At 47.8% G+C, this 18,266-nt stretch carries 14 protein-coding genes; 3 read left to right on the plus strand and 11 right to left on the minus strand.

Going from position 1 to position 18,266, the window contains the following annotated elements; genetic code table 11:
- Positions 1-10 precede the first annotated feature (10 nt).
- The 4 genes from SPL68_RS09450 to adk all read right to left on the minus strand — a co-directional run bounded on the left by SPL68_RS09450 (position 11) and on the right by adk (position 4,087).
- Positions 11-1,039: a cyclic nucleotide-binding domain-containing protein gene (locus SPL68_RS09450; RefSeq protein ID WP_323814852.1), complete on the minus strand. Its 1,029-nt coding sequence runs from the start codon at positions 1,037-1,039 to the stop codon at positions 11-13.
- A gap of 223 nt (positions 1,040-1,262) precedes the next feature.
- Positions 1,263-2,603 (minus strand): M18 family aminopeptidase, encoded by a 1,341-nt coding sequence (locus tag SPL68_RS09455; RefSeq protein ID WP_323814854.1) that lies wholly within the window; start codon positions 2,601-2,603, stop codon positions 1,263-1,265.
- Positions 2,604-2,618: 15 nt separating this feature from the next.
- Complete coding sequence (tsaB, locus tag SPL68_RS09460; protein WP_323814855.1) at positions 2,619-3,326, minus strand: tRNA (adenosine(37)-N6)-threonylcarbamoyltransferase complex dimerization subunit type 1 TsaB; 708 nt, start codon at positions 3,324-3,326, stop codon at positions 2,619-2,621.
- A gap of 107 nt (positions 3,327-3,433) precedes the next feature.
- Positions 3,434-4,087 (minus strand): adenylate kinase, encoded by a 654-nt coding sequence (gene adk / locus SPL68_RS09465; RefSeq protein WP_323814856.1) that lies wholly within the window; start codon positions 4,085-4,087, stop codon positions 3,434-3,436.
- 289 nt (positions 4,088-4,376) lie between these two features.
- Between adk and SPL68_RS09470 the strand changes: the two genes are divergently transcribed.
- The gene (locus SPL68_RS09470) at positions 4,377-4,847 is read left to right on the plus strand and encodes an Lrp/AsnC family transcriptional regulator (protein ID WP_323814857.1); all 471 of its coding nucleotides are present in this window, start codon (positions 4,377-4,379) and stop codon (positions 4,845-4,847) included.
- Between the two features lie 104 nt (positions 4,848-4,951).
- Here the strand turns inward: SPL68_RS09470 and SPL68_RS09475 are convergent, their stop codons facing one another.
- From SPL68_RS09475 to SPL68_RS09485, 3 genes are all read right to left on the minus strand, one after another.
- Positions 4,952-6,595 carry a methyl-accepting chemotaxis protein gene (locus SPL68_RS09475; protein ID WP_323814858.1) on the minus strand — a complete coding sequence of 548 codons (1,644 nt, stop codon included), beginning with the start codon at positions 6,593-6,595 and terminating at the stop codon, positions 4,952-4,954.
- A gap of 162 nt (positions 6,596-6,757) precedes the next feature.
- Positions 6,758-8,221, minus strand: coding sequence for an NAD-dependent succinate-semialdehyde dehydrogenase (locus SPL68_RS09480; RefSeq protein ID WP_323814859.1), 1,464 nt, complete (start codon positions 8,219-8,221; stop codon positions 6,758-6,760).
- Positions 8,222-8,225: 4 nt separating this feature from the next.
- Positions 8,226-10,010 (minus strand): potassium/proton antiporter, encoded by a 1,785-nt coding sequence (locus tag SPL68_RS09485; protein WP_323814861.1) that lies wholly within the window; start codon positions 10,008-10,010, stop codon positions 8,226-8,228.
- A 175-nt stretch (positions 10,011-10,185) separates the two neighbouring features.
- Between SPL68_RS09485 and SPL68_RS09490 the strand changes: the two genes are divergently transcribed.
- Both SPL68_RS09490 and SPL68_RS09495 read left to right on the plus strand, forming a co-directional pair.
- The gene (locus SPL68_RS09490; protein ID WP_323814862.1) at positions 10,186-12,183 is read left to right on the plus strand and encodes a VacB/RNase II family 3'-5' exoribonuclease; all 1,998 of its coding nucleotides are present in this window, start codon (positions 10,186-10,188) and stop codon (positions 12,181-12,183) included.
- Between the two features lie 37 nt (positions 12,184-12,220).
- Positions 12,221-12,688, plus strand: a complete 468-nt coding sequence (locus tag SPL68_RS09495) for an EVE domain-containing protein (RefSeq protein ID WP_323814863.1) — start codon at positions 12,221-12,223, stop codon at positions 12,686-12,688.
- Here SPL68_RS09495 and SPL68_RS09500 read toward each other — a convergent pair.
- The 4 genes from SPL68_RS09500 to guaB all read right to left on the minus strand — a co-directional run bounded on the left by SPL68_RS09500 (position 12,683) and on the right by guaB (position 18,163).
- The gene (locus SPL68_RS09500) at positions 12,683-13,267 is read right to left on the minus strand and encodes a YrbL family protein (RefSeq protein ID WP_323814865.1); all 585 of its coding nucleotides are present in this window, start codon (positions 13,265-13,267) and stop codon (positions 12,683-12,685) included. The two genes, SPL68_RS09495 and SPL68_RS09500, sit on opposite strands and share 6 nt — an antisense overlap.
- A 40-nt stretch (positions 13,268-13,307) precedes the next feature.
- Positions 13,308-14,732, minus strand: a complete 1,425-nt coding sequence (locus SPL68_RS09505; RefSeq protein ID WP_323814866.1) for a succinylglutamate desuccinylase/aspartoacylase family protein — start codon at positions 14,730-14,732, stop codon at positions 13,308-13,310.
- A 264-nt stretch (positions 14,733-14,996) separates the two neighbouring features.
- Positions 14,997-16,574 carry a glutamine-hydrolyzing GMP synthase gene (guaA, locus tag SPL68_RS09510; protein ID WP_323814867.1) on the minus strand — a complete coding sequence of 526 codons (1,578 nt, stop codon included), beginning with the start codon at positions 16,572-16,574 and terminating at the stop codon, positions 14,997-14,999.
- Positions 16,575-16,684: 110 nt separating this feature from the next.
- Complete coding sequence (gene guaB, locus SPL68_RS09515) at positions 16,685-18,163, minus strand: IMP dehydrogenase (RefSeq protein ID WP_323814868.1); 1,479 nt, start codon at positions 18,161-18,163, stop codon at positions 16,685-16,687.
- Between the last annotated feature and the right edge of the window lie 103 nt (positions 18,164-18,266).

The following is an 18,266-nucleotide window of genomic DNA, read 5'->3' on the forward strand; positions in this document are numbered from 1 at the left end:
AATTTCAGCCTTACAAACCCGCGTAATAATTTGCCGAGTCACGCAGTATGCAGCTATCAAACCCCGCTTGAGTAAGCAGATGCGATGCCACATCGCAACGACGACCAGAATCATCAGTGATCACATACACCACTGAATCATCCAAATTTTTCAGATTGTTGCGCAGTTGATTGAGGGGAATATTGCGACTGTCGGGCACCGCTTGAACGCGGCGCTCCAGCGGCAGACGCACATCCAAAATTTGATAGGCCGGCGAATCTGCGGGACGCGCTTTTAACTCATCACCACTTACGTATTTGAGCACAGGCTCTTGCAGTAGCTCGCGGAAATCTTCTTTATCCAAGCGCATGACTTTGCCATTGGTGATCATTTTGACAGTGGCATTGCGGGTAGTGTCCCCCACTAAAGCTTCTTCACCAAAGTAATCGCCGGGGCGCAACGCAGCCAGAATCTTACCCGCCGGGTCCATCACCATAGCGCTACCAGATTCCAATACATAAAAGTAATCGCCACGCTCTCCTTGCTTGATCACGGTTTCATCCGCCTGCGTTTTTTGTGCTTTAAAACGAATAAAAAGCTGGCGAATATTCGCCGGTGGCAGGCGACTAAATAACGGCGATTGCAGCAAAGATGACATCCAGTCGCTATCGTCGTGCAGGCTTACACCAGAGGTATCAGCTTCTTCATCACTAGACTCGCTCCAGGCGAGTACCAAGTCGAGAAAATCGCTATCGACTGACAGCAGCGTCACATCTGACTTGGCAACTGCCGAGACTTGGGTCGGCTGAGTAATATTGAGTGGGGAGCGACGCGACTCACTGGCGGGGTTGATGGTATTGATCTGAAAACCTGAGTCGATCAGATCAACCGTACCGCTAACCAGATACACCTTTTCAGGAAACGGGCGGCCACGCTTGAAAATGATCGCGCCTTTGGATATTTCACGCAGTGAGGCTTTTTCAGCGACTTGAACCAGATACTCATGGTGAAGGGTGTTAAAAGGCGCAAAAGACGCTAATACATCAAGGCTAATCGCCATTTTCGGCTCCACTAAACTCTCATCGGGATGATTGAACGCCAATCGGGTTGCGTTGTTTTTTATTCTAGAAATTAGCGCGAGTATAAACAGGCAGCGCCCGCAGGGGGCGCGCTTGTCGTCAGGATTAGCACTGGATCACAAGAGAATTGCGAGAAATTGCACTTTCATCTGCGATAGATGACCGCTCAGCCGAAAGTGCTTGATCAAAATATCTTCAAGCCGTTTACGCGCGCGTCACCATTGCGATGGGAGCTTTGGCGTAGTTATAAAATTCGGTTACCGCTTTGTAGAGATACCAGCCATCACTCGCTCCCGCTAATTCACGGATCGAGTGCATGGCAAAGGTAGGGGCACCGACATCGATGGTTTTCACGCCCACTTCTGACGCCACTACTGGGCCAATAGTACTGCCGCATCCCATATCGGTACGCGCCACAAAAGCCTGTACAGGTACGCCTGCGCGCTCACACATCAAACGAAAGAAAGCACTGGTTTCACTGGTGGTGGCATAACGTTGATTGGCATTGACCTTGATTACCGGCCCGCGATTCAACAATGGTCCGTGGTTTTCATCGTGCTTATCCATAAAATTAGGATGAATCCCATGGGCATTATCGGCTGAGATCATCATTGAACGCTCAATCACGCGCGCGCGATCTTCTCCGTCGGGCAACAAGCGCTCCAAGAACTGTTGCAGCATTGGCCCTTTGGCTCCGCAGCAGGATGCACTGCCAACTTCTTCGTGGTCGGTACAAATCAACAAGCTCGACACCTCACCATCTGCCTGAAGTAAAGATTGCAAGCCTATGAAACAACTCAATAAATTGTCCAGGCGGGCACTGGCGATAAATTCCTGCTCAAAACCGATCAGCGCCGGAGGCTGGGTATCGTAAAGACTGATTTCGTAATCCATCACCTGTTTAACCGCGAGCTGAGGCTGGGTGCGTACTAACTCAGCTTGTAGCAAGGCGCGAAAATCCGGCAAAGCGGCATCTTCTGCGGGCAACTGAAGTAATAAGGGAACTATGTCTTTTTGAGCATTGATGGTACGCCCACTGTTAGCTTCACGATCAAGGTGAATCGCCAAACTTGGCACTACAGCGATGGGGCGCTCAAAATCGACCAAAGCACTGACGATTTGATCGTTTTCATCGGTATAGGTCACCCGCCCTGCCATAGATAAATCCCGGTCATACCAAGGTGCAAGCAAAGCGCCACCGTAAACTTCCACGCCCAACTGAAAGTAGCCGCGACGATTCAATTCCGCGCGCGGTTTCACTTTTAAACAAGGGCTATCGGTATGGGCACCCAGCATACGAATCCCTGAATCTAATAACGCAGACTTGCCGTAAGCAAAAGCGATAACCGATGAGTCATTGCGCGTCACCAAATAGCGATTACCCGGCTCAAGCTGCCAGATATCACCCTCATAAAGCGGGATAAAACCAGCGGCTAATAGTTGATTGGCAATATTTCTGGTGGCGTGAAATGGAGTTGGGGATGCGCGCAAAAACTCAAGCAAACCTGTGTTGAAATCTACCTTGGAGAGGGTAACAGTCGTCATATACACACCAAAAATCTAGTTGGGATTACGAATACGTTGGCGTTTTTGCCAAGAGATAGTATCGCGCAAATACACTGGCTGGGCATCGAGCACATCTACTGCGCCGCCCTCAGTCCAGACTTGTGCGGCGATTAATGCCATATTTTCGGCGTGCGGCTGGGCATCTACTACCAAGTTAGATGCAGCCAATGCCTGCATCGCCGGATAATGCCAACCGGGCCCAACGGCAATAAATTTCCCTGCCAATTGCTGGATGACAGCCTGCTCCGACAGCAACTCGGGCTTCATCACAAACTCGTCACTTAGGGCTTCTACACCTTCGCCATTGCGCGTAAATAAGCCCCAGTAGACCTCATCCATACGCGCATCTAGCGATACTAACACTGGCATGTTTTCACTGGGATTTGCGCGGTAATAACCAAGCGCCATAGTTTCAAGAGTGGATACAGGTATCACCGGCAGCTGCGCGCCAAAGGCCAGCCCTTGCACTATGCCCATACAAATACGCAACCCGGTAAAAGAGCCCGGCCCGCGCCCAAAAGCAATGGCATCAAGATTTTGTAGTTTGAGGTTATTTGCCTGCAACAGCTCATCAACCATCGGCAACAGTCGTTGGGTATGGCTTTTGGCGGCAAGTTCAAAATGGGCATGCAGTTGGCCATCGGCGTAAAGCGCGACAGAACAGGCATCAGTAGAAGAATCCAAGGCGAGGATATGGCTCATAAAACAACAGCACAAGTAATAAGGAATAGAAGAATAAAACGGCAGACAAAAAAATAGGCTCCGTAGAGCCTATTTTCACTGCCTTGGCGAAATCAGCTTAATACAGATTAGCCCAGTACAGTCAGTAATTGTTGGCGGATGGAGTCAACACTGCCTACACCACTGATGCGAGTATATTTCGGTGCCTTGGTTTTACCATCAGCAGCCAGCTTTTGATAAAAACCAACCAGCGGCTCGGTTTGATCGTGATATACGCCCAAACGCTTACGCACAGTTTCTTCAGCGTCATCTGGGCGTTGGATAAGCGGCTCGCCGGTTAAGTCATCGTGACCAGCAACTTTTGGCGCGTTGTGAATAACATGATAAACACGGCCAGAGGCTTCGTGTACACGGCGACCACTGAGGCGCGAAACAATTTCTTCATCCGGAACGTGGATTTCAATCACATGATCAATATCAACACCTGCATCCAGCATAGCCTCTGCTTGCGGGATGGTGCGCGGGAAACCGTCAAACAGGAAACCGTTACTGCAGTCACTGGAAGCGATACGCTCTTTTACCAGAGAAATGATCAGATCATCCGGCACCAAACCACCAGCAGACATAATGTCTTTCGCCTGCAAACCCAATGAGGTGCCAGCTTTCACAGCGGCACGCAGCATATCGCCAGTGGAGATTTGCGGAATGCCAAACTTCTCCATAATCAGTTGCGCCTGAGTACCTTTACCTGCGCCAGGCGCTCCCAACAGTATCACTCTCATCTCGGATTGCTCCTCAGCATTATTTTTATCGGGTCAAGTGGATAACCCCTTGTCCTCGAACACGGCACAGAATGCCCAACAAAAGAGGCGATAAGATACACGCCCATGACTTCAATCACAATACGCGGCTCCGCGCTTGACCCGCGATGCCCCGCCATGAGGACAACTTTTAATATATCAGCCGGAAAAACTGGGGATGACAGTTAAATGCATCCTCAAATAATTGTCATATAGACACTTTCATCCTAGAATGAGGCATATCAATAACGCCACTCAGGATCGCTCACTCATGACCAAATCTGTCGAACTCGATGAATATGACCGCAAGATTTTGCGCGCCTTGCAGGAAAATGCAGACTACTCTATGGCCGATTTGGGCAATATGATTGGACTCTCTCACACACCTTGCTGGCGTCGCCTCAAACGACTGGAAGTGGAAGGCGTTATTCGCGGGAAAGTTACCTTGCTGGACCCAAAACTGTTGAATTTGGGGGTGACGGTGCATGCATACATAACGATTAAAAATCACGATGCAGTATCACTGGAAGCCTTCGAGCAATCGGTACAAGCGATTCCTGAAGTAGTTGAGTGTTATTCAACCAGCGGTGAAAAAGATTATGTTCTGCGCGTAGTTGTTGAAAGTGTTGAGCACTATGAGCGCTTGATGAAAGAAACACTGATTCATCTGCCCAATATAGGTTCAATCAATTCTGCCTTCGCGCTAAAACAAGTGAAATTTACCACCCAGTTACCCTTGTAACGCATGGTCAGTATTAACGCTCACTACATAACGAACACATGCAAAAACGGGCAGAAAAATCTGCCCGTTTTTTATTTGCGCAATGACTCGATGACGTATAAAGATTAAACCTTGAATTGCATTAATAGTTGGCGTAATTGAATCGACAGCTCATTCAAGCGCTGACTCTCTGCTGCGGTTTGTGATGCCCCCTCGGCAGCATTCATCGCCAGTGAATTAATTTGAACAAGGTTACGATCAATTTCGGAAGTTACCGAACTTTGCTCTTCAGCTGCAGTGGCGATTTGTAGAGTCATATCGGAAATTTGTTTTACTGCTGAGCCGATACCAGTCAAAGATTGCCCTGCTTCAGTTGCTGAACCCACAGCCTCAGAAGTCATAGTCGCACTACTGCCCATGGCATCTACAGCATGCTGCACCCCCTGCTGCAATTTGCTCAACATGCCGTGAATATCGGCAGTGGATTGTTGCGTGCGGCTAGCGAGGGTGCGCACTTCATCAGCAACTACTGCGAAGCCTCTGCCCTGCTCTCCGGCACGCGCCGCTTCAATCGCCGCATTGAGTGCTAATAAATTCGTTTGCTCGGCAACGCCACGGATTACATCTATCACCGATGTAACATTCTTGGCTTCGCTCTCCAAACGCGACATAAATTCAGCCGTTTCGCTGATGCGTACCGCCAAACTTTGCACGCGCTCAACAGCTAAATGAATTCGCTCCTGACCACGATCAGTAATGACTGTTGCCTCTTTAGTGTTTTGTGCTGTATTACTGGTATTACGAGCAACTTCTTGTATCGCCATAGTTAGCTCATTAACTGCCGTAACCACCATAGTGATCGCATGACATTGATCATCGGCTGCACGCTGGCTGTTGCTGGACACTTCCAATAAAGACTCGGCCGCTTTGGACACTTCTGCCGCATTAACCAAAACGCTGCCAATAATGCGCTGTAGTTTTTCGATAAATTGATTCACGTTAGTTGCCAACTCACCCAGCTCATCATTTGTGGTCACTGGCAAACGTACGGTTAAATCGCCGTCGCCTTCTGCAATATTTTGAATACGATGACTAATTTGACGAACCTGATTAGCAACCAAAATCGGCAAAAAATACGCTGCCAATAGACTCACAAGTGTTCCAATTACTGCCAGCGCGAAAAGTTGCCGCGAACTATTCGCTTGATTCTCATCTATGACATCTGTGAATTTATCAACATCGACCAAGCGGCTTTCTTGCAGCTCATCTATATATTCACGCAGATGTTCGAATGCATCAGATGCGCTGCCGTAGGACTGCTCTTGAGCAATTGAACGACTTGTATCATCAGAAGATGAGCGCACAGCGTCGATTACCTGAGCAGCCTGTACCTTCCACGCATCATAGCGTCGAGTAAACTCTGCTCGTTCAGCCGGCGTAGATGTGTTGGAAATATCGAGTGATTTATACACACGCTCTTGCGCCTGTTTGGCATTTTCGCTTTGTTCGCTGAATAATTTTTGATGGGCAGAGCTATCGAGTTGCAGCAGCGCACGCTCCGCCAACATAGCCTGATACAAATCCCGATCTGCCTGAATTAATAGCTGAATCTCTGGCAGGTTCACCTTGGCAATAGTGGTTGCATTACTACCCAAAAGCTTGCTCGTGCTAATTGCATGCAATCCCATATACAAAACTAAAGCGACCAAGAGGAGCAGAGGAAGCATAAGCTTCATGCGCAACGTTAATCCTTGATACCAACCAAACATGACAGACTCCGTTATCTATTTCTATTGTGATTAATCAGCGTCAGGTGCTGATTAATCCAAGTTTAGTAACGAATCAGAAATTTGCTATGGAAGGTCTTTGTAACGTCGCTGAGTTAATATGAACTTTAAAGAGTAGATAGCAATAAAAAACACAGAAATGATTTAAAAACGTTCACAGAGATATTTGATATTCAGATAATCCTCAATCCCATAGCGAGAACCTTCCCGCCCCCAGCCCGACTGTTTGATGCCACCAAAAGGCGCCATTTCGTTAGAGATAAGTCCGGTATTAATACCCAGCATTCCCGACTCCAAGCGTTCCGACATAACCTTGATGCGCTTTGCATCGCGGGTGTAAAAGTAACCAGCCAAACCAAACTCGGTGTTATTGGCCAGGTGTATCACTTCCTCATCGGTATCGAATGGAATCAAGGCCGCGACCGGGCCAAATATTTCCTGACAACTGAGCGCTGAATCTGGGTCAACATTAACCAACAAGGTTGGAGGATAAAAAAGTCCATCACCAGAAAAATCGTCACCAAGTGCAACTTGGTAATGGATACGCGCACCTTTTGCGATTGCATCCTCAACCAACACTTTTACTTTATCGATTGCTTTCGCGGAGATCAGCGGCCCGACGTTGACCTTATCATCAGCTCCATTACCAATGACAAATGTTTGCATTTTTGCTGCTAATTTTTCAGCGAATTGGGCATAGATAGAACGCTGCACATAAAAGCGATTAGCGCACACACAGGTCTGACCTGCATTGCGGAATTTGGAAGCAACAGCACCTTCGACTGCTGCATCCAAATCGGCATCATCAAACACAATAAAAGGTGCATTACCGCCCAACTCTAAAGTGATGCGTTTTACATCGTCAGCACATTGCTGAATCAACTTTTTGCCAACCGCTGTTGAGCCGGTAAACGACAATTTACGCACAGCAGGATTGGTAGTTAGCTCTTTGCCGACAGCAGCGGAATCGGTAGTAGTCAGAATATTAATTACGCCAGCAGGAATTCCCGCTTGTTGCGCAAGATAGGCCAAGGCCAATGCAGATAAAGGCGTTTCAGCCGCAGGTTTTGCCACTATCGAGCAGCCTGCAGCCAAAGCCGGAGCAATCTTTCGTGCAAGCATCGCATTGGGGAAGTTCCAAGGGGTGATGGTCGCAACTACACCAACGGGTTGTTTAATCACCAAAATTCGCTGATCGACACTCGGAGGCGCGATCACATCGCCATAAACACGCTTGGCTTCTTCGGCAAACCATTCGATATAGCTCGCGCCATAGGCAATTTCACCACGTGCTTCAGCGAGCGGCTTACCTTGTTCGCAGGTGAGAATTAGAGCGAGATCATTCTGATGCTGCATTACCAGATCAAACCAGCGACGCAGCAACTGGCTGCGCTCTTTGGCTGTTTTCTGTGCCCACAGAATTTGCGCTTCCGCCGCGGCGGCTATAGCACGACGAGTTTCTTCAACACCGACATCAGCCACATTCGCAATCAGTTCACCGGTAGCAGGATTGTGTACAGCAAAGTTTTTTTGGGAGTCAGCACCTGCCCATTCATCATTTATCAACGCGTTTGTTTGCAACAATGATGAGTGGGCAAGTGTCAACATCGGATTATTTACTCATTTCACCTGTGGGAGAGTTCTTTTTAGCTGCTGGCTTAACACCGATTTTGCGCACACGGTTGCCTTCCACTTCAGCAATCGTCCAGACCATTCCGCTCCACTCGCTCTGGTCGCCCACAACCGGTTTACCGCCAACCATACGCGTGATCAAATCGCCTAGAGTTTTATGTTCTTCGTATCCCTTCATGTCTAACGCATAGAGCATCGCAAGATCACCTAACTCCGCATCGCCCTGAATTATAAAATCGCCAAAAAAACTTAAATCCAAGGTGCGCTTTGGAGCCTCGCTGAACAGCTTTCCAAGCGCTGGTAGATCATACTCATGGCCGATAACACAGAGAATATCGCCCGCCATCAAGCGCGTACTACCCGATGGGTGGAACAATTCCTTATCACGAAACAGTGCAGCGATACGGGTGTTTTCCGGCATGTGTAATTCGCGCAACGCAGCGCCAATACACCATTTTTCTGCACCTAATTTGTAGATAAATAATTCCCATTGGCTGGTGACATGAATCTCAAGCCCAGCGCGGGAAAATGGCGATGGCACTGCAGGCACCACCACCTTCGCCTTTTTAGCGGCGAGTCCCAGTGTTGTTCCCTGCACCAACAGGGATACCAACACGATAAAGAAGGCAACATTGAAAAATAGCTGGGCGTTTTCCAGTCCCGCCATTAAGGGGAATACCGCCAAAATTACCGGTACGGCACCACGCAATCCAACCCAGGAAATAAACGTCCGTTCTTTGAAGTTAAAGCTGCGAAACGGTAACAAGCCGATAAATACCGACAGTGGCCGTGCAAATAAAATCATCCAGAGTGATAACAGGAGCGCAGGCACTGCAATAGGCAACAGCTGGCTAGGCGTAAGCAGCAATCCCAGCACCAAAAACATGCCTATCTGACTAATCCACGCCAAACCATCAAACATATGCAAAATGCCGTGGCGATTGCGAATCGGACTATTACCCAGCAGCAGCCCACAAACATAAACAGTGAGAATCCCGCTGCCACCAATAGCGCTGGAAAGTGCATACAGAATAATTCCGCCACTCACCGCAAGTAATGGGTAGAGACCACCAGCAATCGACAAGCGGTTGATTAACTGCAACAGCAGCCATCCACCAGTGCCGCCCAAAATAATCCCTATTCCAAATTGCTGGATCAAACTGGTTAAAACATCCCAGCTAAAACTCGTCTCGCCTGCCGCCAACATAGCAATCAGGGTGACAGTTAAAAACATCGCCATAGGGTCATTACTGCCCGACTCAATCTCCAAGGTCGAGCCAACCCGCTCATTCAAGCCTTTGCCATTTAATAGATTGAATACCACGGCGGCATCGGTGGAGCCAACTATGGCGCCAATCAGCAACCCCTCCAGTAACGACAGATCAAACAGCCAAGCCGCAGCCAAACCAGTTAATCCCGCGGTAATCATCACCCCAACAGTTGCGAGCGAAAGCGCAGGCCAGAGCGCAACGCGGAAAGTGGCGGCGCGAGTGCGCATACCACCGTCGAGCAAGATAATTGCCAGCGCGAGGTTACTCACTAAATAGGCTGTGGAATAATCATTGAAGACTATGCCGCCAGGGCCATCGACCCCAGCGACCATTCCAACTGCTAGAAAGATAACCAGGATCGGAACACCCACTCGGGTCGAAATCGAGCTCAGTAAAATACTGGCCGCAACCAGAAAGGCTCCCACCAGCAAGATATTGTTAATAGCAACTGTGTCCAAAAAAATGACCCTTACGAATAAATCCAATAAAAACAAATACTAAGCCCTGCGCGATTGTAACCTGTTCGCGCTGGCCGCTGTCAAAAACAACAATCATTAACCATCAGTAAAGCTCATATTCGCGAAAAACAGTAGCCGCCCCATATTTGCGCAATCACCGGATAAATCCGGCTATAATCGCGCCATAATCCTTACTTATAAGTTGTCTTACATGCTCAATAAAGATGCCCTGCAGCAACTCGCGCAATTAAAATCCACTATCGCCGAAACCAAAGATGTCGCACAAGGCACGGTTCGTACTACCACTAAACGTTTTGGCTTTTTAATTCTGGACGATGGCCGCGAAGCGTTTATCGACCCGGATCAAATGATGCGCGTACTACCCGATGATCGCGTCGAAGCGGAAATCACCACCAATAGCAAAGGTCAGTTTGAAGCCAAGTTGACCAAGCTGATTCAACCAGGCCTAAAGGAATTTGTCGGTCGCTACGTTAATAAAGGAACGACCGATTTTGTTGAGCCTGATGTCACCAACTTTAATCGCTGGTTATTTATTCCTCCGCAAGAGCGCAAAGGCTATAAGGTTGGCGACTTGATTCACTGCGAAGTGTCGCGCCATCCATTCCACAGCGAAGGCAAAATCCAAATTCACATTCTCAATCGTATCGGTACAGTGGAAGATCCGGGAGTTGAGAGCCGTTACAGTATCGCCAAATTCCAAATTCCATTTGAATGGCAACCGGCAGCGCAAAATCAGGCGGGCGGCATCAATTGGTCACCACTCACTTTTGAAAACGGTGAGCTGGATTTAACCCATCTGCCCTTCGTCACTATCGATTCTGAAAACACCCGCGATATGGACGATGCCATTTACATCGCTCCTAATGAAAACGGTTGGGAGTTGATTACTGCTATTGCCGACCCGAGTAAACATATCAGCTTTGATAGTCCGTTGGAGCAATCAGCGCGCGCACGCGCGAGCACACTCTATTTACTCGGCCAAACCGTCACCATGTTGCCGGTGGATTTATCGCACGATACTTATTCATTAGTGCCAGAACAAAAACGCCCGGCATTGGTGTGCCGCATGCAAATATTGCGCGATGGAACCATCAGCGCATTTGAATTTATAGAAGCGCAAATTCGCTCGCACTTTAAACTGAGCTACCAAGGTGTATTTGATGCGCTCATGAGCACCGGCGAATCGCCACTTGCTGCACCAGCGTTCATTCACGACATGCTGGTTGAATTAAAAAAGTTCGCCCAAGCACGCGCACAATATCGCCAAACCCATGCATTAGTGATGGAGGAGCGCCCGGACTACTCCTACATTCTTAATGACCAACGCAAAATTGATCACGTCGAAAAACGCGAGCGCAATATCGCTCACCGCATGATTGAAGAAGCCATGCTGGTAACCAACCTGTGTGCGGGTGAATTATTTTTGCAGCACCCGGGCTATGGTATTTTTTCCAGCCACATCGGCTTTCGCCCCGAGCGCATCAATGATGCTATTGCATTAATTCAGGAAGATCGCCCCGATTTAACAGTGAGTGATCTCACGCAACTTGAAAGCTTCCAGCAATTATTTAGCGAGTTGCGTTTAAACCCAACCAACAACCCCGTCAACTCAAGCCTGCATTCGTTGTTACAGCGCATGCTGCAAGCTGGTGCATTAACTTTTGAACCTATTCCGCATTTTGGATTGGGTTTTAAAGCCTATGCGATGGTCACCTCGCCAATTCGCCGCTACAACGATTTATTCAATCATCTCGCGATCAAACGCATCTTGCGCGGTTTACCGGCCGAAAACATTAGCGATAAAAAACAATTTGCCGAAGAGTTGCAAAACCAACTTAATACCGGCCGACAAGCTTGCCGTTACGCCGAAACATGGCTTGGCTGCCAATACGCAAACCAACATATTGGCAGCGTTCACGCCGCCAGTATTGGTTTGGTTAACTCGTTTGGCATTGGTGTAAAAATGGAAGACTGGGGCTTGGAAGGCTATGCACTTCTGGCACCGAAAGAGAGTGAAATCAAAGCACAATTCGATTCGCGCCGCTTGAGTCTGACAATTGAAGGCAACACTTACAAGCTGGATGAAAAAGTATTTGTTGCCATCAAAGAAGTCGATGTGGAAAAACGTAAAATCAGTGTGGAATTGGTTAGCGAAGAAACCGCACAACGTTTGAGTGCATGGATGTAAATCATCCAAGCAGGCAAGGATAATTAAGGAGCATGTAATGGCAAAAAATTACTGGCTATTTAAAGCGGAACCGCATATTTACGGTATCGATCATCTTGCAGCAGCGCCCGACAAAATCGGGCGGTGGGATGGCATTCGCAACTATCAAGCCCGTAATTTTTTGCGCGATCAGGTTGCACTTAATGACGAAGTATTTATTTATCACAGTAGCTGCAAAAATGTCGGTATTGTTGGAACTGCTAAAGTGGTCAAAACTGCCTACCCTGACCCAACACAGTTTAATCCAGAAAGCGATTATTACGATCTAAAATCAACACAGGAAAATCCACGCTGGGTATCGGTGGATATACAGCTCACCAAAGTATTTTCACACCTGATCCCACTCGCCGAGATCAAAACCATACCTACTTTGGAAAACATGGTTCTCATCAAGCAGAGTCGCTTATCAATCCAACCTGTCACCCGCCAAGAATGGGGCAGCTTACACTCTCTCATAAAGTTATAGTGCGTTTAATAGCGAAGCAGTAGCAGTTAATCGACGTAAAAAACGATTCCAGCGCCGCTCAATTTTAAGCCGCAAAAAGGCATAAAACTTATTAGGCCACTGAATAAAAACAACCTCCCCTATCCCATCAATAATGACCAATTGCATCTGTTCAGGGGATAACTTTTTCACCAACAAGTTAACTTCACATATATCATTATTAAATATGACGCTGTAGTTTAAAAAATAGGACTTTAGATCTTCTAACTGCGCAGAAAAATCACTTAATGTATAACCGTTTTTTAAATACCATTCTAATGACTTCGATATTTCGCCGTCATAGTCACACACCATATCGACAATATATCCCTTGCCTAAATTAGTACTCACCACACCATAAAATTCAGGCATGTGCGTATAAGACACATTTTGACGCTTTTGTAGTTTTTTGTAGTAGCGAATCTCACGATCTGTTTGCAGACGCACTCTACCGAGCGGCACCTTAACCACCTTATTTTCTTCATACGGATGAACATAACAGGCTTTTTCAGTACCAACCCCTATTTTTTCGGAAACAACAATAAGTTCACTCTCTCTCACACTTTACCTTTTAATCCAACATTAAATTTAAATTGATACTCTACTCATCAACCATTCGATCTTGCGCTTGACTGACGCCCGTTGCGGGCTCATCCATATCATCAGTGTCATCAATTCCTGAATCATCGCCGTCTTCTTCATCTTCCTCAAGAAGTTCGCCATTCATTTGACTCTCTTCGATAAGAATTGCTTCCGGCGTTTGAATACCTATGTGATAAGCGGCAAACCCAGGCAGAACAACTTGATCTAATGCCATACCAATAATACGGCCAGTGTAAGGAGACTTGATGGTAGTGCGTGCATTGGTGATTGGATCGGTAACCGTTCCCAGCACATCCTCTTCTTTTACGCGTTGCCCAAGCGTAGCCTGACTAAACAAAATGCCACTTTGGTTGGCGCGCACCCAAGCCGATCGGTAATAAACCGGCGCAATGCGATTCCAACGTGGTTTCTTGCCATACATACCAGTCTTTGCAAGCAGGGTATTAATCGCCTTAACGCCCTCCTCTACTACTTCACGTTGCATTGCCATAGGCTCACCCGCCTCCAGCGTCACCGCCGGAATGCCAGCGCTCACTGCTGCCGCGCGCAACGAATTTGGATTACCGCGACCATTTAATACAGCAATGACACCAAAACTTTGTGCAAGATGTGCGACCTGCTCATTACCTAAATCTGCGCGCAACTGGGGCAAATTGGTGCGATGAAACGAGCCGGTATGAAGATCAACCAATGCGTCGCAATGCATAATAATTTTGCTAAAAAATGAATGCGCCAAACGCGATGCGGAACTACCGTGAGTATTTCCTGGGAAATAGCGATTCCAGTCGCGACGATCAGGCAGGTAACGCGAATTACGGCGGAAGCCCATAATATTTGCGACGGGAACACCAATTATCGTACCTGTCAGTTTTGCGGGATCTATATTGAAGATGACACGGCGAACCATTTCGATACCATTTAATTCATCGCCATGCACCGCCGCTGTTAAGCACAATGTTTTTCCGGGGTTAGCGCCATTCACCACAATAATGGGTGTCGCCTCACTAAATGCACCAACCACCGTATCTGAACTCCAAGTCAGGCGAGCAGAAGTTCCCGGTTTAATTTCAGTGTCCATAATGAACTTTGAAGGCGACATCATTTCAGCGAATGCCGCCGCTTCATCTACCACCACATTTGAAGATGAATTTTCTGGCAATTGAGAATTACCAGAATTAGCGGTAGTCGAATCAACACTTGAAACAGATGTAACTACTGAAGCGGCAGATGAAGTCGCTACTGAAGAAGCCGCGACGGAAGAAGATGTAAATGAAGAAGCAATAGCAGCTTGCAAGCTTGATGACTGTGCGATAGAGCTGGTCGATGAGGCTGCGACCTCACTAAGAGGAGGCTCAGTTGATGCAATCGAAGAAGCGCTATTCTTCGAAGAACTCTGCTCAACAATCACCGATGAAGCTTGCACCGACTCTCTAACAACTGAAGAATTCGCAACCGAACTCGCTGCAGCAACTAGGGGAGCAGTTTCAGTTTGAGCGAAAACTGGAGAGATAAAAACAAAGAGAGAAAGCAGAAGAGCTGAAGAGAATTTTTTAACTAGAGCGTGATGTTTCAGTCCAAACGTATGGCGCATATGATCGGCGTCTCGTGGTATTTGTTGCCTCATTAAAATTACTACACCGCAAACAAACGGGCGCATCCTTGCGCCGACAAATTCCTATCTAACAGATTATTCCCACTCAATGGTTGCTGGTGGTTTGCTCGATACATCGTAACAAACACGCGACACACCAGAGATTTCATTAATAATGCGCCCAGAAACTTTTTCTAACAACTCGTAAGGCAAGTGTGCCCAACGCGCAGTCATAAAGTCTACGGTTTCAACAGCACGCAAAGAGATCACCCACTCGTAACGGCGACCATCACCAACTACACCTACTGACTTCACTGGCAAAAATACCGCAAACGCCTGCGAAGTTTTGTGATACCAGCCAGATGCATACAACTCTTCCAAAAAAATCGCATCAGCTTCACGCAGAATATCGGCATATTCTTTTTTCACTTCACCAAGAATACGCACACCCAAGCCAGGACCAGGGAATGGATGACGGTACACCATGTCGTAGGGCAAGCCTAATTCCAAACCAATTGCACGCACTTCGTCTTTAAACAATTCACGCAGCGGCTCAACCAACTTGAATGCCATATCTTCTGGCAAACCACCCACATTGTGATGCGATTTAATCACGTGTGCCTTACCGGTTTTGGCAGCAGCAGATTCAATCACATCAGGATAAATGGTGCCTTGCGCCAGCCATTTAACATCTTGCAGCTTTGTCGCTTCTGCATCGAACACATCGATAAAAGTACCACCGATGATTTTGCGTTTTTTCTCTGGATCATTTTCACCCGCGAGCTTGCTGAGGAATTGCTCTTCAGCATCCGCACGGATAACACGCACACCCATATTTTTGGCGAACATATCCATCACCTGATCGCCTTCATTTTTGCGCAGCAGACCGTTATCAACAAATACGCAAGTAAGTTGATCGCCAATTGCTTTGTGCAGCAACGCTGCAACAACTGATGAATCCACACCACCGGAAAGACCGAGCAATACCTTGTCAGTACCTACCTGCTCTTTTACTTTTTGAATGGCGTCTTCAACGATATTTGCTGGAGTCCACAGCGGCTCACATGCACACAATTGCAGTACAAAGTGTTCAAAAATACGCTTGCCCTGCAGGGTGTGAGTTACTTCCGGATGGAATTGTACGCCGTAGAACTTTTTCGCTTCGTTGTACATACCCGCAATTGGGCAGGATGGCGTTGATGCCATCAAACTAAAACCTTCTGGCATTCTGGTAACTTTGTCGCCGTGACTCATCCACACATCAAGCAATGCGTTACCGTCTTGATCGACGTGATCTTTAATATCTTTAAAGAGTGACGATTCACCATCCACTTTAATTTGCGCATAGCCAAATTCGCGAATGTTAGAACCTTCAACCGAACCGCCCATTTGCTCGGCCATGGTTTGCATGCCGTAGCAAATACCGAACACAGGAACACCCAGCGTAAATACGCTTTCAGGCGCGCGCGGTGAATTAGCTTCATGAACTGACTCTGGGCCGCCCGCCAAGATAATCCCTTTAGGATTGTATGCGCGGATCTCTTCATCGCTCATATCCCATGCGCGAATTTCAGAGAAAACACCAATTTCGCGTACACGGCGCGCGATCAACTGGGTGTATTGCGAACCAAAATCGAGAATGAGAATTCGCTGTGCGTGAATATCGTGAGACATGCTTGTTCCTGCTCAAAAGTAAAATGAAAAACGAAAAATAAAATGAATTCTGTTTAAACGAAAAACTCGGGCATTACCCGAGTTTTTCGTTAGCTAGGTTGTAGCGATATTTATCGCCCGCCACCTATTGGATAGTTAGGCGCTTCTTTGGTGATCTGCACATCGTGCACGTGGCTTTCGCCCATGCCCGCGGAGGTTACGCGCACAAATTCAGGCTTGGTGCGCATGGCTTCCAAATCTGCACAACCGGTATAACCCATAGCAGAGCGCACACCACCCATCATTTGGTGCACGATTGCAGTTAATGAGCCTTTGTAAGGTACACGGCCTTCGATACCCTCTGGAACCAGTTTCTCAGCACCTTGACTGGCATCCTGAAAATAACGGTCGCTAGAGCCTGAGGTTTGCGCCATGGCTCCCAATGAACCCATGCCGCGATAGGCTTTGTAAGTACGACCCTGATACAGCTCCACTTCGCCCGGCGCCTCTTCGGTACCGGCAAACATAGAACCCATCATTACCGCATGGGCACCGGCAACAATCGCCTTGGCGATATCACCCGAGTAGCGAATACCACCGTCGGCAATCGCAGGTACACCAGTACCTTTCAGCGCCGCCACAACGTTAGCAATTGCAGAAATTTGCGGAACACCCACACCACTCACGATACGAGTAGTACAGATAGAACCTGGGCCAATACCAACCTTAACGGCGTCTGCGCCAGCTTCAACCAAAGCAAGTGCTGCCGCGCCAGTAGCGATATTGCCACCAATCACCTGAACTTCAGGGTATTTGGTTTTGATCGCACGCACGCGATCCAATACGTTCTTGGAATGGCCGTGAGCGGTGTCAACAACCAGCACATCCACGCCGGCTTCTACCAAAGCATCTACACGATCATCAGTATCGCGGCTGGTGCCAACACTCGCACCAACACGCAAACGACCTTCAGGGTCTTTAGACGCATTCGGGTATTTTTCAGCTTTGTTGATGTCTTTTACGGTGATCAGACCACGCAATTCAAAGGCATCATTAACAACCAATACTTTTTCAATACGGTGTTTGTGCAGCAGGTTGCGTACCTCTTCAGCTGACACTCCCTCTTTAACGGTAACCAGCTGCGCTTTCGGAGTCATGATGCTGGAGACAGTGGCATCCAGATTGGTTTCAAAGCGCACGTCGCGACCAGTCACAATGCCAACCAAATCGCCATTACTCAGTACAGGCACACCAGAAATGTTGTTTTTGCGAGTCAGGGCGATCAAATCGCGGATAGTCGCACTGGCATCGATAGTGATTGGATCTTTCACCACACCGGCTTCAAACTTTTTCACTGCGCGCACTTCAGCAGCTTGCTGCTCGATCGTCATACTCTTGTGGATGATACCGATGCCACCTTCTTGGGCAATCGCAATTGCCAGACGCGCTTCAGTTACGGTATCCATAGCCGCAGAGATCAGAGGGATGTTTAACTGAATTTTGCGTGTTAACTGGGTTTTCAGAGATACGTCTTTTGGTGTCACATCGGAATAACCGGGCACCAGCAGAACATCGTCAAACGTGAGGGCTTCTTCAGCAATCCGCAACATACCAACCAACCTCAAAACAGGGGAAAAATAAACGCGAAATTATAGCGACTTGCGCGCTTCCGGTAAACCAATAACCACAACATCTAGTGTTTGTGCGCCTAAC

The sequence above is a fragment of the Cellvibrio chitinivorans genome (genome assembly GCF_035117775.1).
Taxonomy (GTDB): domain Bacteria; phylum Pseudomonadota; class Gammaproteobacteria; order Pseudomonadales; family Cellvibrionaceae; genus Cellvibrio; species Cellvibrio chitinivorans.

Bases quoted from the DNA above. Each gene is read 5' to 3' on its own strand.
- SPL68_RS09480 (WP_323814859.1), bottom strand. From the start codon at position 8,221: ATGTTGACACTTGCCCACTCATCATTGTTGCAAACAAACGCGTTGATA.
- SPL68_RS09450 (WP_323814852.1), bottom strand. From the start codon at position 1,039: ATGGCGATTAGCCTTGATGTATTAGCGTCTTTTGCGCCTTTTAACACC.
- SPL68_RS09490 (WP_323814862.1), top strand. From the start codon at position 10,186: ATGCTCAATAAAGATGCCCTGCAGCAACTCGCGCAATTAAAATCCACT.
- SPL68_RS09455 (WP_323814854.1), bottom strand. From the start codon at position 2,603: ATGACGACTGTTACCCTCTCCAAGGTAGATTTCAACACAGGTTTGCTT.
- SPL68_RS09470 (WP_323814857.1), top strand. From the start codon at position 4,377: ATGACCAAATCTGTCGAACTCGATGAATATGACCGCAAGATTTTGCGC.
- SPL68_RS09495 (WP_323814863.1), top strand. From the start codon at position 12,221: ATGGCAAAAAATTACTGGCTATTTAAAGCGGAACCGCATATTTACGGT.
- SPL68_RS09475 (WP_323814858.1), bottom strand. From the start codon at position 6,595: ATGTTTGGTTGGTATCAAGGATTAACGTTGCGCATGAAGCTTATGCTT.
- guaB (WP_323814868.1), bottom strand. From the start codon at position 18,163: ATGTTGCGGATTGCTGAAGAAGCCCTCACGTTTGACGATGTTCTGCTG.
- guaA (WP_323814867.1), bottom strand. From the start codon at position 16,574: ATGTCTCACGATATTCACGCACAGCGAATTCTCATTCTCGATTTTGGT.
- tsaB (WP_323814855.1), bottom strand. From the start codon at position 3,326: ATGAGCCATATCCTCGCCTTGGATTCTTCTACTGATGCCTGTTCTGTC.
- adk (WP_323814856.1), bottom strand. From the start codon at position 4,087: ATGAGAGTGATACTGTTGGGAGCGCCTGGCGCAGGTAAAGGTACTCAG.